This is a genomic window from Terriglobus sp. RCC_193 (assembly GCF_041355105.1).
In the GTDB taxonomy this organism is placed as follows: Bacteria; Acidobacteriota; Terriglobia; order Terriglobales; family Acidobacteriaceae; genus Terriglobus.
Map to the genome: position 1 here is coordinate 516970 of NZ_JBFUPK010000001.1, position 13982 is coordinate 530951.

The 13982-nt window shown below is 56.5% G+C and carries 12 protein-coding genes; 4 read left to right on the plus strand and 8 right to left on the minus strand.

Annotation, left to right across the window (positions count from 1 at the left end):
- The first annotated feature begins 17 nt into the window (after positions 1-17).
- Positions 18-599, plus strand: coding sequence for an AI-2E family transporter (locus tag AB6729_RS02110; RefSeq protein WP_371079901.1), 582 nt, complete (start codon positions 18-20; stop codon positions 597-599).
- Here the strand turns inward: AB6729_RS02110 and AB6729_RS02115 are convergent.
- Positions 596-2383, minus strand: coding sequence for an ABC transporter permease (locus tag AB6729_RS02115; RefSeq protein ID WP_371079902.1), 1788 nt, complete (start codon positions 2381-2383; stop codon positions 596-598). The genes AB6729_RS02110 and AB6729_RS02115 overlap by 4 nt on opposite strands.
- Positions 2380-3714 carry a nitrate/sulfonate/bicarbonate ABC transporter ATP-binding protein gene (locus tag AB6729_RS02120; protein WP_371079903.1) on the minus strand — a complete coding sequence of 445 codons (1335 nt, stop codon included), beginning with the start codon at positions 3712-3714 and terminating at the stop codon, positions 2380-2382. The genes AB6729_RS02115 and AB6729_RS02120 overlap by 4 nt, the downstream gene beginning before the upstream one ends.
- 178 nt (positions 3715-3892) lie before the next feature.
- On the opposite strand from AB6729_RS02120, the gene AB6729_RS02125 reads away from it, so the two are divergent.
- Positions 3893-4261 carry a response regulator gene (locus tag AB6729_RS02125; RefSeq protein ID WP_334241463.1) on the plus strand — a complete coding sequence of 123 codons (369 nt, stop codon included), beginning with the start codon at positions 3893-3895 and terminating at the stop codon, positions 4259-4261.
- 81 nt (positions 4262-4342) lie between these two features.
- Here AB6729_RS02125 and AB6729_RS02130 read toward each other — a convergent pair whose 3' ends face one another.
- The 6 genes from AB6729_RS02130 to AB6729_RS02155 all read right to left on the minus strand — a co-directional run bounded on the left by AB6729_RS02130 (position 4343) and on the right by AB6729_RS02155 (position 11442).
- Positions 4343-5161, minus strand: coding sequence for a glycosyltransferase family 2 protein (locus AB6729_RS02130; RefSeq protein ID WP_371079904.1), 819 nt, complete (start codon positions 5159-5161; stop codon positions 4343-4345).
- Positions 5158-5763 carry a putative colanic acid biosynthesis acetyltransferase gene (locus AB6729_RS02135; RefSeq protein WP_371079905.1) on the minus strand — a complete coding sequence of 202 codons (606 nt, stop codon included), beginning with the start codon at positions 5761-5763 and terminating at the stop codon, positions 5158-5160. The genes AB6729_RS02130 and AB6729_RS02135 overlap by 4 nt, the downstream gene beginning before the upstream one ends.
- Complete coding sequence (locus tag AB6729_RS02140) at positions 5764-6924, minus strand: glycosyltransferase (RefSeq protein WP_371079906.1); 1161 nt, start codon at positions 6922-6924, stop codon at positions 5764-5766.
- A complete protein-coding gene (locus tag AB6729_RS02145; RefSeq protein ID WP_371079907.1) occupies positions 6924-8150 on the minus strand; it encodes a glycosyltransferase family 4 protein in 1227 nt (408 codons plus the stop codon). Before AB6729_RS02145 ends, AB6729_RS02140 begins: the two co-directional genes overlap by 1 nt.
- Before the next feature lie 65 nt (positions 8151-8215).
- A complete protein-coding gene (locus tag AB6729_RS02150) occupies positions 8216-9187 on the minus strand; it encodes a polysaccharide biosynthesis/export family protein (protein ID WP_371079908.1) in 972 nt (323 codons plus the stop codon).
- Positions 9184-11442 (minus strand): GumC family protein, encoded by a 2259-nt coding sequence (locus tag AB6729_RS02155; protein ID WP_371081179.1) that lies wholly within the window; start codon positions 11440-11442, stop codon positions 9184-9186. Before AB6729_RS02155 ends, AB6729_RS02150 begins: the two co-directional genes overlap by 4 nt.
- Positions 11443-11563: 121 nt before the next feature.
- Between AB6729_RS02155 and AB6729_RS02160 the strand changes: the two genes are divergently transcribed.
- Together AB6729_RS02160 and AB6729_RS02165 are read left to right on the plus strand one after the other, a co-directional pair.
- Positions 11564-12967 (plus strand): UDP-glucose/GDP-mannose dehydrogenase family protein, encoded by a 1404-nt coding sequence (locus AB6729_RS02160; protein WP_371079909.1) that lies wholly within the window; start codon positions 11564-11566, stop codon positions 12965-12967.
- 19 nt (positions 12968-12986) lie between these two features.
- Positions 12987-13937: a UDP-glucuronic acid decarboxylase family protein gene (locus AB6729_RS02165; protein ID WP_371079910.1), complete on the plus strand. Its 951-nt coding sequence runs from the start codon at positions 12987-12989 to the stop codon at positions 13935-13937.
- Positions 13938-13982 lie beyond the last annotated feature (45 nt).

A 13982-nucleotide genomic window follows, 5' to 3' on the forward strand; every position in this document is an offset into this window, starting at 1 on the left:
AGGGTAACGCAAAGGTTGTGCCTTTCGTTGCCTTCTGGCTTGATGCGCAATGCATCTCAATGGATGAGGAATACAACGTGGCGGACGAGCAGTATCCCAATCGGCAAACAAATCCTTATGAGTCTTCCGTTTCGCAACCGTCAGACCATCTGCGTACAGCAGGCACTGCGCTGATGGGATGGTGGCGTGCCACCACGCTCGATGCGCTGTGTGTGGGCCTGATGTGGTTCGTGGGTTTGTACTTCATCCATGTGCCGTGGGCACCGTTGTGGGCGCTGGTGGCCGCGGTCTGTCAATTTGTGCCGGGCATTGGAACGGCACTTGCCGTATGCGGACCTGCAATTGCTGCATTCTTCGCGTCCGTGGATACAGACCTGGACAAGCTGTGGTGGACGCTGGGGCTGTATGCGTTTATTGCGATTGTCGATGGCGTGTTGATACAACCGCTGTTACTGAAGCGCAGCACGCTGGTGCCGTGGTGGGCAGCGATGCTGGGGCCGATCGTTGGTGGCATTCTATTGCCGCCGTGGGGCGCGTTGCTGGCCCCGCCAGTGCTCGCAGTGATCTATGCGTTTCGGAATGCAAACCGGAGCCATTAAGCGCCGAGGCGATACTTCGATTCTGCTATTCGGAAGAGTGGACGCCATACCAGGCGATTGATCGTTACCACCATCAGTGCCATCACGATGGTGGCCAGCAACAGCACTGCGAAGTTGCCGGCATCGGTTGCGGCGCTGATCTGTTCTCCCAGGCCGAAGGCTGTCATCGTCTTACCCTTCAAACGGAAGTATTCCGCGATGATGCTGGCATTCCATGCGCCGCCACTGGCGGTGATGAGGCCGGTCAACAGGTAAGGAAAGATGCCAGGAAGAATGATGGTCTTCCAGCGCTGCACAGTGCCGAAGCGGAAGAGTCGCGAAACTTCTTTGAGATCCGTCGGGATGGCCATTGCGCCTGCGATCACGTTGAACAGCACATACCACTGGGTGCCAAGCAGCATCAGCAGGATGGCCGCTGTGTTCATGCCGCCACCACTGCGCAGCAGAAGCAGCAGAATCACAGGAAACAATGCAGTGGCAGGAACACTGGCTGCGATCTGTGCCAATGGTTGTGCGATACGGGCGAGACGTGGATGCGATCCGATGGCCACACCAACGGGTACGGTCCACAATGTCGCAAGAAACAGGGAAGCGATCACGCGCAAGAGCGTCATACCTGCCCCGCCGAGCACGATTCCAAATTCCTTGCGGTCGATGGAATGTAGCAGATGCAGTGCCTGTATTGCGGCATAAGCCACTGCCGCGAAAATCACAATTGCCAGAACGACTTGGGCGAGTGCAGAAGGCGAGCGCTGATCGTCATCGTCCAGCGTGACATGCGTTGGTCCGCGCTTCGCTTCATGGCGGTACAGCTTATCCAGCATGGGGGAAAGCGTGACGTGCCGCATCCGCTTCACAAAACGGGATTGTTGCAGAATGGCCAGCAGCGGCGAACGTACATGACGGGCGCTCTCTACTTGCTCAAATTTGAACCGATCGCTCCATGCAATGATCGGTCGCCACAAGAGTTGGTCCGTTGCGACGATGATGAGAATCATCGTCGACAGGCCCCATAGGATGGCCGTGGTGTTGCCTTCACTGGCAGCTGTTTGCAGATAGCTGCCAAGGCCGGGCAGGCGGAAGTCGCGCGGGCCCAGCACAAACATTTCGCAGGCCATCAGAAAGAACCATCCGCCCGCAACGGAGACCATGCTGTTCCAGATAAGACCGATGGCAGCGAAGGGGAGCTCAAGCTGGAAGAGACGCTGCCAGCGGGAGTAGCCATAAATGGCGCTGGCTTCCGTTAACTCGCGTGGGAGACTCTTCAACGACGAGTAAAACGAGAACGCCATGTTCCACACCTGGCCGGTGAAGATGAGAATGATAGCGCCCAGTTCCAGGCCAAGTTGACGCGAAGGAAACAGTGCCACCATGGCCAGCATGACGCCGGGAAGGAAGCTCAATACGGGGATGGATTGCAGGATGTCCAGCACCGCGATCATCAGCGCTTCCATCCTGCGGCTGTACGCAGCAACGTAGCCATAACCGATGGCGAACGCCAGGCTCAGCAGGTACGCGAGGAACATGCGCACGACGGAATAGAGCGCATACAGCGGCAAGGCTCGTGGTGACAGTGACAATGTGACCTGAGGCTGTGCGTGGCCCAGCCACAGCCGCGCAATCTGCACCACTCCATAGAACGCCGCAAGACCAATGCTGGCGACGATCAGGTCAAGAAGGAAGGGCCAGCTTCTACGTACTGCCTGTGAACGCGCGAGTGTGCGCGGGATGGCCATCTCACCCCGCGACCGCAAATTACTGAAGCTGCCAGGCAGCATCCTCATTCGTGCGTCTCCACGGCAGGCTCAGCAGCGTGTGCCAGGATGAAGCGGTGGCGCTGCGCGTCAAAGTCAAACAGTTCGGCATAACGGCCCCAGTTGATGGCCGTTTCAAGTTGACGCAGAGTTTCTTCTTCGCTGAATTGTTCGTCCAGCATGTCGTGGAAGAATTCTTCCGGTACTGATCCGTCGCTCTTGGCTTCCAATGCGCGCATAATCTGGCGCAACAGCAGCACGTGCTCAAGCGCGGCCTCGCGGAAGATCTCCTTTTGCCGCAGGATTTCTGCGTTTGCGTATTCGGTGCCGTTCGGGGTAAGCGTGGCATCGCCTTCTGTAACAGTTAGGAAACCTAACAATGAGGCGGCGTCAACGATGGGCAATAAGTCATCCACTTCGAAAGCAAGATCATCGGCCAGGCGATAGATGTCGGCCTTGCCACCGTGATCCACCATCAATTCAAGAAGACCCGCGATGCCGCCGGGACGCGCATGCGGCAACATCTGGTAGCTCATCAAGCGCTGATCGCGAACACGCTTGCCGCCAGCGGTGCGTGGTAGCTCTGGTGGCTGTGCTTCAGGCTGCGTCAGCACCTTATAGATGTAATCCACTAGTTGCGTAAACGCTGCGGCCTTGCGGTCGCGCGGATGCTGCAGTGCGACGCGGAAATCTGTGCGTACGTGGCCGGGATTGCGGCCCAGAACGATGATGCGATCCGCAAGAAGCACGGCTTCTTCAATGTTGTGCGTCACGATGAAGATGGCCTGCGTGGGCATGGTCTTCTTCTGCCATAGCTCCAGCAGCTCCGAACGCAGGTTCTCAGCGGTGAGCACGTCGAGTGCGGAGAAGGGCTCATCCATAAAGAGCACTTCTGGTTCGACAACCAGCGCACGTGCGAAGCCCACACGCTGGCGCATGCCACCGGAGAGTTCTTTGGGATACGCGTGCTGGAAGCCGTCGAGGCCTACTGTGTCCAGCATCTTCATGGCGCGTTTGCGGCGCTTTGCGGGTTCCATGCCGCGCGCCTGCAGCGGCGCTTCAACGTTCTCCAACACTGTGAGCCACGGGAAAAGAGCAAAGCTCTGGAAGACGATGGAGACGTTGATCTCTGTCTGGCCGATCGGTTTTTCATGCCAGTACACCTGGCCACCCGATGGCACGGAAAGTCCCGTGAGCATGCGCAGCAATGTCGACTTGCCGGAGCCGGAGGGCCCCAGAAGCGCGACGATTTCACCCGGCACAATGGACAGGTCAGTCGGCGAGATGACCTGAATACGGTTCTCGCTCGGCTGGGCATAATATTTTTCAACGCGTTCGGCGCGAATGATGGCCTGTGGCATTGGGCGTCTCCATTGGCAGTGGAGCCGGATCAGTGACCGGACCCTGAAAGTTTTTTGGTGGCAGCACGGCCGGGCGAAGTTGGCCGCAGGGCGTCCTCTGAGGGTATCATCCTCCGGTGAAACAACAACTTCCAGAAACTTGCCTTATGCCACCGGGTCAAGTAGAACTGTGATTAATATGACAACCCCCAGCAAACCGAAGGTACTGGTTGCCGACGACGAACAGGTGATTGCCAACACTCTCGCAATCATCCTCAATCAGGCAGGCTTTGAGGCCAAGGCCGTGTACTCCGGCGAATCTGCCGTGGAAATCATTGATCAGTTTCAACCCAACATGCTGATTTCAGATGTGATCATGACCGGCATGACGGGTATTGAAGCTGCCATCAAAATCCGGGAAAAACTGCCCACCTGCAAGATACTGTTGTTCAGCGGACAGGCCGCCACGGCTGACCTGCTGGAGAAGGCGCGTGCACAGGGGCATGAGTTTGAGATTCTGGCCAAGCCAGTGCACCCGACGGACCTGCTGGCCAAGCTCCGCAGCTAATTGCCCTCTGAAACGACGTTTTACGTCAGACATGCAGAAAGGTCTCCTTCCTCAGGAGACCTTCTGCTTTTGCGAAATGTTTTACTGCCGATTCTGTTTCAGCTCCCGTGTTTTTAGCACGATGAAATATTCATAAATCGATTGAAGCAGAGCGTAGGTCAGGCCTGCGCTGCCATCGAGAAAGCCTCGCTTGGCGAAATAGATCAATAGAAATTTCAGAACGGGGCGTCCGGGTAGCCGGTAGAACAACTGTTTCTGCTGCTTTCTTCGCGTTTGAAAGTCCGAAGCGAAGAACGCGTCGCGCAGGCGAAAGGGCGGAGCGCCTGCCTGATTCAGTAGCAGTTGTTGCGCTTCGCGTGTGCTGTAGTCGTTATGCCGCTGGATCCAGAAGGTAATGCCTTTGCTGAAAGGGAAATGGTCCAGATAGCCTGCGATGCGTCCTGTCGTTCCATCGACTACGGAGACGGGATTGACCAGCCGCTCGTAACGCATTCGGGAAGGCTGAAAGAGACGGGTGTACCAGGCGGAAAGCTGGACGTGTTTCAACCATGTTCCGTTCAGGAAATCGCGTCGTTCTACTTCAAAGGCAACGTGTCCGTTCTGTGCTGTTATTGCGTGATGGATGGCGGTGCGAAGCCCCTCGGTCATCCGTTCATCCGCGTCGATGTAAAACACCCACGGATGTTTGAATGGGATGTTTTCCATGGCCCAGTTCTGATGAGAGGCCCAGTTATCGAACTTGCGCTGCACTACCTTTGCACCGGACGCCTCTGCGATGGCTGTGGTTCGGTCGGTGGAGAAAGAGTCGAGTACCCAGACATCATCGGACCATGCTATGGATTCAAGGCATCCTGGAAGATCGCGCTCTTCATTCAGAGTGAGAACCATAACGGAGATCATGCGGGTGTGACTCCCTGTGTGCGTGTGCGTTCTTTGACCAGGCGTGCCGGGGAACCTGCATGGACGGTCCATGGATCAAGACTACGGGTGGCGACGGAGCCGAGTCCCAGGACAGCGCCTTCGCCCAGGTTGGCGCCAGGACCCACGATCGCTCGCGCGCATACCCACGAGTAGGCACCGAAACGCATTTCGTAGGCCAGCAGAGGGAATGCGGCCAGGTTGTAATCGTGTGTCGCGCCGCAGAGATAGGCGTCCTGCGACACGATGGCGTGTGAACCAAAGTGCATGGGAGCGGGGTTGTAAATCTCCACGCCATCGGCAGCGGTGACCTGGTCCGCACAAAAGAGATTCCACGGAGCCCAGATTTTTGATTTCGGGTAGAAGTGACAATCTGAGCCCATCGTGGCTCCGAACATACGCAGTAGCAGGGAGCGCCAGCCGTGCATGGGGCGCGGCGACGGTCGATACAGAAGCAGCCAGACCACACCCCAAAGCACACGCATGACACGATTGCGCCGCGTGAATGCGGGACGCAGATACGGGTCAGCGTGTTCGCTTTCGTCGATATGGTCGGTAGCCACGTAGGCCGCTTCACGCGCCATTCAGTTTGCTCCTTCGTTCTTCGCTTGTTGGAAGAGGGCCATGATGGCTTGGGCGGTCTCCAGCATATTGAAGCGTGTGCGGAAGCATTCCGCTGCTGCATCGCTCATGCGTTGTTTTTCTTCCGTAGACAATGCAATCCAGCGTTCCATTAACCGGCGAGTCCCCTCGGCGGTGTCTGGCTCAATGAGAGCACAACCTTCGTCGCGGATCATGTCCCCGATGTTGACCTTATCGCTCAACAGAACAGGCTTCCTCGCTCCCAGAGCTTCTGCGACTGCGATACCGAAATTCTCCTGATGCGAGGGGAGTATGAACGCCTCAGCAGCGCGGAAGGAACCCCACTTTTCTGAACCACGCAGAATGCCGGGCCAGTGAACGCGGTCGGTAAGACCAGCTTCGTCCACGATCTTTTGTAGCTCGGGTATCCAACCAGTTTCGTCTGGGCCTGCCATGACGAGATGGAGTTCCGGATCGGTGGTCGCGATGGAGACAAATGCTTGCAGGAGCAGGTCGCACCCTTTTTTGGGATGGATACGGCTCAGGTAGATGAGAAAGCGTTTGCCTTCCACGGCTGGAACAACACGGAGGAATGCAGCGATGTCCTCTGCAGGATCGCTCTGCGGAGCGCGGATGCCATAGGGCACCACCTGGGACTTCCATTTCCAGAAGGCGAAGCTTTCTTCCGCAAGCTTTTCTTCGCTCGTGGTGGTGAACAGTACGCGATAGGCGTTTCGCAGAACCCAATACTCCGCGGGATACCAGTAAACGGCTTTCTTCAAATGCTTCAGCGGATAGCGGCGTTTGAAGTACGGGTCCAGCATGCCGTGCGAGAACACCATGTACGGCTTGTGGCCGCGCATGGCTCGCATGGTGGCCAGACCCGTGTATTGCCACAAACCATTGACGATCACACCGTCATAACGATGCCGGTTCTCGCGCAGCCAGGGCAACAGCTTTGCCGTGTAGCCATAGGTGGAAGTGCGTGGTCCAAGAGGATAAACCGGAAAGGGGAGTCCCTGCAGATAAGGTGCGCCTGGTGCGTCGAACGTGACTGCTTCGCCTTCATAGCCTTCGTTCTTGTATCCGAAAAGTGTGCGCACACCTTCGATAGGGCCGCCGGCGGCGGGATCCAGCGTGGCGATAACGTGCAGAATACGCATTAATTGAGCCCGCTCCCGATAGCTTTTCCTGTAACACTGCGCAATGCCTGTTTCAGCGCGATGAGGTCTTCGGTGTAACTCCAGCCGGAGATGATTTCTCGACTGCGTTGACCCATACGCGCTGCTTCGCCGGAGCGCAGACTTTTTTCGAGTGCATCGCGAAGTGCGTCCACATTGCCAACGGGATATACGTAACCATTTTCGCCGTTGAAAACCAGATCATCCGCGCAACCGACATCGTCGCTGACCACGACAGCCAATCCTGCGGCCATGGCTTCATTGACAATCAAACCATAGGCTTCGTGGCGCGCGGGAAGAACAAAGACGCTGCTGAGATCAAAGAAGCGAGGTAGTTCACTCTGGTTGCGGAAGCCTGTGAACCGAACATCCTCGGTTGCACCCGATGCGGCTGTTCGCTGCTCCAGCATTTCGCGCAGTTCACCATCGCCAACAATGAGCAGATACGGTCGCTGAGTCGTACGGTCTCTCAGTTGTAGAAAGGCTTCCAGTAACTGATCCGCATTCTTGCGACGGATGAGTTTCGAGGCATAAAGAATGACCGGTCTTCCAGGATCGAGACCCAATTCTTTCTGCATCTCTGATCGAAGCGGAGCCGCCTGAATTGTCCTCTGAGAGAAGTAGGCATTGTCGACAGCGTAGGGCATCAGAAACACAGGAAACTGTTCCCCTAAATAGTGTTTCCAATAGGTGGCATTTCGTTGTCCGACTGCAAGAATGCCGTTCACGAAATGGCGGAGTGCATCGAAGAACAGCCGTTTCAGGCGCAGCTTGTTCGCTGTTCGCGGCCTCTCTCCCAGCCATGAGTCTGTGCGTAATAAAACAGGGATGCCGAGCGCCTTTGCGGCTAACAGCGCGTGCAACGCGTTCACGGTGGAGTATCCGTGTACCCACAACGCGTCGAACGGCTTGCCGTCGACGCCTTGAAGAAAAGCGCGGAAGAATCCTCTTGCAATGGGGCGGGTGGGTGAGGGTGTGTGTGTATCGCGCCAGCGGGGAAGTACGGTGAACCGATAGCCGTCAGTGAGCGACACATCCCATGCCACAGGTACGCCGAAGCCTGCATCGTTGTAGCTGCGTAGAGAAAAGTCGGAGCAGTAAAAAACATGCAGATCGATCCCTGGTTCTGCTGCGATGCGACGCAACAGCTCAGCCTGGTATTGGATAGGATGACTGACTACATAGGCCAGACGGATCCGGTCATTCATGGAAGCCAATGATCTCCTATAAGGCGTTGTTTCCAGAAACAATCAAGCTTTGTGACTCTAGCGGGTTATCGCAGAATGGCAGCCATGGAAACAGCCAGGCTGACGAGAGCCGCTGCATTGCTATAGCGGAAGATGCTTCTGAGAGCGCTTGTTGGAACCAGAATGATGTCATCCGCCTGCAAAACCGGATCTGGGATTTTCCCTTCCTGTATGTCTTTCAAAGGAAGAGGAATCACAGATCGGGTATTGCCTATCGTGCGAACAAGACTTGCATCATTCCGCTTGGCAACTTCTGTAGCGCCTCCTGCGGTGGCGACAGCCATCAATGCTGTAACGGGCCGGGCTCCAGAAAGAACATGTGCTCCGGGAATTGCGACAGCGCCCACGATATAAAACGCGCCGACGTTCCCCGTGGTGATGATGTCGCCTGCAAAGATAGGAACGTTGGCAGCAACGCTGGTTGAGGGATCGTTGCCAAGGTCCACATAGATGGGGTCGGTCAATCCGGGCCGATCTATTTTGATGATGGTGCTTGCAGTCTCAGGCAGGCCGCCTGCAGCGGAAAGAACATCCAACAGACGACGCTGACCCACGATCGGGAATGTCTTGTCGAGTGCGCCCACCAGCGTAACGACATGGTCGGGCATATCCGTAATCACAAGATTCACCTGCGCATCGCGAAAGAGTTCCTTATCTTCCAGAACGCGTGCGATCTTCTGTTCCGCAGAGGTGATGGTGAGGCCACCCACGTGTATGACTCCCGCCAGGGGGAGATGAATGGTGCCATCCAACGATACCCGTTCCGTATCTGTAAACGTAGGGGTGACATTAAAGATGGAGATTGTTACGACATCGTTGGGCAACACGGTCAGGTTCTGTTGCGAGGGAAACAGGATGGCCTGATCCGTGGTCAGGGGATGATGGACGTTCAGCCCGGGCGAAGATGTGGGTGCGATGCCGGTATATTGCGCATGGCACCATGCTGTTCCGCCTAACAAAAGAGATGCAAGGATAATGAAGTCAAAAAGTCGCTTCATGCTTGGCCTCCCTTATCGTTGCGTTCGGCATTGCGTCCCTGTGATTCCCACGATTCCGAATCGATGTTGGAGTAGCTGTATCCCGAATACCCGTAGTAGCCGTGGTATTCCGGTGCATTGATGTCTACGGAATTCAATACAACGCCTGTAACGGCTGCACCGGACCGAATCAGAAGGTCACGCGAGCGTCGTACGGCGTTGCGGCTGCTCTTGCCGTGGCGCACGACCAGGACAATGGCATCTGCATGACGTGCCAGGATGACACCGTCGGTTACGGAAAGAATCGGGGGGGAATCGATCACGATATGGGTATACAACTCCGCGCACCTTACTAAAAGTTCATGCATGCTTTCGGAAGAAAGCATTTCCGTGGGGAAGGGAGGTACTGGGCCGCTGCACAGCACATCCAGATTCGGAACCTCGGGAACGTTTTTCACCGCCTCTTCCAGCGTCGCACCGCCGGACAGCACCGTGGAGAGACCAATGCGTCCGTTCAAACCAAAACGATGATGTACGTTGGGGCGTCGAAGGTCTGCGTCGATCAACAAAACGCGGGTTTCCCGCTGGGCCAGAATTGCGGCCAGATTGGTTGCAACCGTAGTTTTGCCTTCAGTGGGCGTTGAACTGGAGATAAGGATGAATTTGGGTGGGTGGCCCGTTGTTGCCAGTAGCAGCGCCGTTCGAAGTGAGCGGAATGCCTCAGAGAACTGGGATTTGGATGTGGCCAGTACCCCGATATTGGTCTGGGCCACGCTCATGGAACCAGAGCCATCGGAGGGCAGCCGGCGCACGCGGGGAATAATGCTGAGCGATGGAAGCTGCGTAATCTGTTCCACCTCTGCAACGCTCCGGATACCGGTGTCGAGGCTCTCCAGTGCGAAGGCGAGCATCACCCCAAGGATCAGGCTCATGATGAGGTCTCTGCCCAGGATGCTGGAGCGTGGCGTGATGGTGGGACCGACCGGTTTAAAGGCCGGATCGACAACGTCAATCTCCAGGGCATCCAGGCCAGCCTGCACGCTTGCGCTCCGCAGTTTGGCAAGGAGTTCCTCATAGAGCGTGCGGTTGGTCTCGTAGTCACGCTGACGCAGCGTGTATTCCACGAGGTCATCGCGAAGATGGTACGACTGATTTTTCTGGTCTTCCAGCGCCGCTTCTGTTTGCGCTTCATTCGCCTGCGCCGCGACGAGCGCCTGTTTCGCCTCGGTGACCAGACGTGTCTCTTCCGCCTTGATTTCGCGGTCTACTTCACGCAAGTGCGCCTGCAGAGCGAGAATCTGTGGATTTTTAGGCCCCAGTGTGACGCCGGATTGGGCAATCTGCGCTTTGGTTTGTGCGGCGTCATCCCTTAATCGGGGTAATCCGGATTGCGTTCCCCCGCCGCCAGCTGCCTGCAGGTTGCTTTCCATCAGGTCGGGGTCGGAAGTCGAGAGGACCCGGTAACGGGATTCTGCAAGGATACGTTGCACCTTGGCAGCGATGGCCGCACTGCTAAGAGCCTCGATTGCGGCCGATACTTGTGTGGTGACGGGTTTGCTCGCATCCGCGCCAAGTCCCAGAACACCAATACGTTTCTGGAGATCCATCAACTGTTCCTGCGATGCTTCTACCTGCTGTTTCAGGTCGTCCAGCTGTCCCTGCAGCCACTGGGAGACACGCTGTGTCGAAGCGAAGCGGCTTTCAAAAGAACGCTGCTGATACGCATTGATGAGATGGTTGACCAGATCGGCAGCGAGCTGTGCTTTTCTGGCGGTCACAGTGATGCGGATCATCTGTGTGCGTGGGATAGTCGCCACCTGGAAGGCACCGCTCATCTTTCCCACCACAACGGCGCGTATCGCGGGATCATTGATGTTGCGGTATGGGCCAGGGTCCATGAAGTCCGGATTGTTCGCCAGGTTCATCTCCTGTGCGACCGTCAGCATCAGGGATTCGCTGCTGAGAATCAGAACTTCTGTTTCCAGATCTTCCGTCTGTAGCGTTCCCATGCCGTTTGCCATACCCAGGCCCAGAGCCGATTGCGCGCTGGAACTGCGCACCTGGATCCTGCCACTGGCGGTGTAGATGATGGGTTGCGTTGCGGCCTGGTAGAGGGCATACGTAATGCCCAGTACAGCCGCAATAATGAGAACCCATTTGCGTTTGCGCAGCACATTCAAAGCTTCAGAAAGTGCGCTTTCAGCGGAGGTAGAGTTGAAACCGGCGTTTGGTTCCGGTATTCCGCTCTCGGATGGCTGATTCGTCAGGGGCGGCATCTCCAAAGATCATAACCTCCTTTGTGGCAACTGGAGTGTTCACGTGGCCAAGGTCTTAGGACCAATGATTCCTCTGTCCTGTTCGGTGCCTGTGGACAATGCCGTGCGGTATGCTTTCTTCATGGGAAAGACTGTAGATATTGCAGTGGTTGGTTCCGGTTACGTTGGCCTTGTTGCCGCCGTTTGTTTCGCTGAAATGGGGCATCATGTGATTTGCGTGGATAACGATCCCGCGAAGGTAAAGGCTCTGCAAGGCGGCGATAGCCTCATTCATGAGGAGTATCTTCCAGAGTTACTGAATCGCTATCGCAACAATCGTGTGGAGTTCACCACGGACCTGGGCGCAGCTACGGAGAAGGCTGCCGCGATTTTTATTGCTGTGGGAACACCCCAGTCAGAGACGGGGGATGCCGATCTTTCCTATGTGGAAGCAGTGGCTTGCGAAATTGCGCGCCATTTGAAGACGTATAAGGTGATCGTGGAAAAGAGCACCGTACCGGTCTATACCAATGAATGGATTCGCCGCGCGATTGAGCGCAACGGTGTGGATCGCAGCCTGTTCGATGTTTGCTCCAACCCTGAATTTCTGCGGGAAGGGACCGCGGTGTCAGACTTTTTGCACCCCGACCGCATTGTGGTGGGAGCGGACTCGGAGAGGGCTGCGCGGCTGCTGCAGGAAATCTATGCACCGCTGACCTCTGGTGAGTACTACACGCGGGAAGCCATTATTCCTGGCGATTTCACCGCGGATGCACCGCCGCCGCTGCTACTCACCTCGACGAAGAGTGCGGAGATCATCAAGCACGCGTCGAACGCCTTTTTGGCACTGAAAATTTCGTTTATCAATGCTGTTTCCAGCCTGTGTGAAGCTACCGATGCGAACGTGCAGCAGGTGTCGCAGGGCATGGGGCTGGACACGCGTATCGGGCCGCGCTTCCTGCATCCTGGTATCGGTTATGGCGGCTCCTGCTTCCCGAAGGACGTGGCCGCGTTCCGTTCTGTTGCAGAGCAGATGGGCGTGGACTTCTCGCTGCTGACGGAAGTCGAGCGTATCAACGCAAACCAGAAGAAGCGTTTCCTCGCAAAGGTGCGCGCGGCACTTTGGACGCTTCGCGGCAAGAAACTTGCCGTGCTGGGTCTGGCGTTCAAGGGCGATACGGATGACATCCGAGACAGCCCCGCTATTGAGATGGTGAAGATGCTGCTGGCGGAAGGATGCTCGATCACTGCGTATGATCCGGCTGCGATGGAGCGTACGCGCGCTGTGCTTCCTGAATCAGACAAGATGCACTATGCCGACGGTACGTATGCGGCGGCGGAAGATGCTGATGCACTGCTGATTCTTACGGATTGGCGAGAGTTTGGCCGCCTTGACCTGGAGAAGTTGCGTACTGCGCTGCGTTATTCCATCATGATTGATGGTCGCAATATGTACGATCCGGCCACGGTCGCGGATGCAGGCATCAGCTATTACAGCGTAGGGCGCCCAGCGACGCATCCAGTCCGCGAAATGGTGAAGGCGTAAGCGGGAAGGATTGCAAGACATGGGGGAGTGGAAGCGCGTTCTGATTACAGGCGCGGCGGGTTTTCTTGGGTCTCATCTAACAGATGTCGTATTGGCGGAAGGCGCCGAAGTTATTGGCGTCGATAATCTCTGCACAGGCGCGATGGAGAACCTGGCCCATCTGAAGTCGAATTCGAAGTTCTCGTTTAAGCAGCACGATATCTGTAAGCCGTTCGATTTTGGCGAAGTGGATTTTGTGTTCAACTTTGCATCTCCTGCCAGCCCCGTGGACTACATGAAGCTGGGGCCGGAGACGCTTCGGGTTGGCTCGGATGGCACGGTGAATGCCTTGGAAGTGGCGAAGAAGTACGGTGCCGGATTTCTGCACGCATCTACTTCGGAATGTTACGGCGATCCGGAACAGCATCCGCAGAAAGAGACCTATTGGGGGCATGTGAATCCGGTCGGTCCGCGCTCCGTATACGACGAAGCGAAGCGATTCTCTGAGGCCACCGTCATGGCCTATCACAACTACCATAAGGTGCGGACCAGCATGGTACGCATCTTCAATACGTATGGTCCGCGTCTGCAGCCGAATGATGGCCGAGTGATCAGCAACCTGATGATGCAGGCGCTCCAGGGGCAGGACCTGACGATCTATGGCGACGGGTTACAGACGCGTTCGTTCTGCTTCCAGTCTGACCTGATTCGCGGCATTGTGGCGTTGGCAAAAAGCGGAGAGCCGCTGCCGACGAACATTGGCAACCCTGAGGAGTGGACCATTCTGGATTGCGCGAAGACTGTGCTGGAAGTGACCGGCTCCAGTAGCCAGATCGTCTACCGGCCTATGCCGCAGGACGATCCGAAGCAGCGCAAGCCCGACATTACGAAGGCGCGGACGCTGCTGGGTTGGGAGCCGAAGGTGAATCTACGCGATGGGCTGCAGCTTTCCATGGATTATTTCAAGGAGCGGGTAGCGGCGACCGTGTAGAGAGATGCAGTGAAAGGGAGGGCATGGCAGACTGCCATGCCCTTT